Origin of the sequence: Moorena sp. SIO2C4 (genome assembly GCF_010672485.1) — a bacterium.
Taxonomy (GTDB): domain Bacteria; phylum Cyanobacteriota; class Cyanobacteriia; order Cyanobacteriales; family Coleofasciculaceae; genus Moorena; species Moorena producens.
This window is the reverse complement of sequence record NZ_JAAHGN010001529.1, coordinates 1-1,195: the sequence shown is the minus strand read 5'-3', so window position 1 is coordinate 1,195 and position 1,195 is coordinate 1. Positions and strand designations below refer to the sequence as shown.

Below are 1,195 nucleotides of genomic sequence, written 5' to 3'. Positions count from 1 at the left end.
ATCCTATGGCTGACCGGGTAGAGTGCATCTCATTAAAGCTGTTTGACCCGGTGAGTGGAACCGGCATCTTTTAGGTGCGCTTTCCGCATCTAATTATTAAATTCGCCACGGGTCGCACCTGTGGAACGGGCATCAGGCGTGGAACGGGCATCTTGCCCGTTTCAATTTCCGGGCAGCAACCTAACACTGGCGGTGCGTTACGGGGCGGACTATCCCAAGGCTGGCGGTCGAGGCGAACAATAAGGGCAAGTCCGCTCCTAACACACCCTACGCACCCTACGCAACTAATTACCAACATTTAATAACAAGAAATTATGTATCAGCGCATCAATAACACCGTTTTCTTAGCTTTAGTGTCCAGCATTATGGCACTCACCAATCCAACTAAAGATGCTTATCTTGATCATGCGTCATGGCACTTACACGATACTTACTGCCAGCAGAAATCCCTTCCTCTTGGGGTAAAAGCAGCTTGTTTTGTCGGTAAACCTTTACCACCTGGTGCAGTTAAGCCAGTGATCGAAAGCTACACTCGTCACCAAAACTATTTTCTTTTCAGTATCTATACCACCAACTTCTGGGGGAAAAAATTCCACACTGTTGGGCTAGGGGGCAAATTTTTTGTGTTTTAATTATATAAGCATTCAGCTATCAGCTATCAGCTATCAGCTATCAGCTATCAGCTATCAGTTATCAGCTATCAGCTATCAGCTATCAGCTATCAGTTATCAGCATATGCCCTAGGCGCATATGCTTACTTAATTCTATCAGAATTGCAGCCCTATAAGAAACTATGATCGTGGAAAATCTTCTATATCAAGGGATTCATAGTCTAAATCAGAGGCTGTAAACCGATATCTTTTACCTCGTTCTAAACTCCTGGTTTTGATAGTACATTCTTTAGCCTTGCTTCCATCCTCGGTTCCTACAGAGCAAGATTCAAACTTTATGTTTAAAAAGTTATTGGTATAGATTTTATCGCTTCCTGATGACAATTTTTGTATCCTATCATTGATCCAATACTTTACCGAGTAGGGAGTCTGATTGGATATAAGTGTAGCAACTTCAGGGGTATTTGGCATGAGAAAGCTTCGGAGAACCCAGTTGCTCCGACATTTGTACTTAGTAAGAGTCCTGATATCAGCACACAAAGACATAGGAACTTCTGAGTTCATACAAACTGATTTGGTAATAG

3 protein-coding genes and 1 pseudogene are annotated in these 1,195 nt (G+C 42.8%); 3 read left to right on the top strand and 1 reads right to left on the bottom strand.

Annotated elements, in window-relative coordinates; genetic code table 11:
* The first annotated feature begins 120 nt into the window (after positions 1-120).
* The 3 genes from F6K20_RS39260 to F6K20_RS39250 all read left to right on the top strand — a co-directional run bounded on the left by F6K20_RS39260 (position 121) and on the right by F6K20_RS39250 (position 744).
* Positions 121-243 carry a hypothetical protein gene (locus F6K20_RS39260; protein ID WP_267872079.1) on the top strand — a complete coding sequence of 41 codons (123 nt, stop codon included), beginning with the start codon at positions 121-123 and terminating at the stop codon, positions 241-243.
* Between the two features lie 71 nt (positions 244-314).
* Complete coding sequence (locus F6K20_RS39255) at positions 315-632, top strand: DUF4359 domain-containing protein (RefSeq protein ID WP_009149304.1); 318 nt, start codon at positions 315-317, stop codon at positions 630-632.
* Positions 622-744, top strand: coding sequence for a hypothetical protein (locus F6K20_RS39250; protein ID WP_287265504.1), 123 nt, complete (start codon positions 622-624; stop codon positions 742-744). Before F6K20_RS39255 ends, F6K20_RS39250 begins: the two co-directional genes overlap by 11 nt.
* Before the next feature lie 47 nt (positions 745-791).
* On the opposite strand, the pseudogene F6K20_RS39245 reads toward F6K20_RS39250, so the two are convergent.
* Positions 792-1,195: pseudogene (locus F6K20_RS39245) on the bottom strand (hypothetical protein); the annotation flags it as partial.

Bases quoted from the DNA above. Each gene is read 5' to 3' on its own strand.
- F6K20_RS39255 (WP_009149304.1), top strand. From the start codon at position 315: ATGTATCAGCGCATCAATAACACCGTTTTCTTAGCTTTAGTGTCCAGC.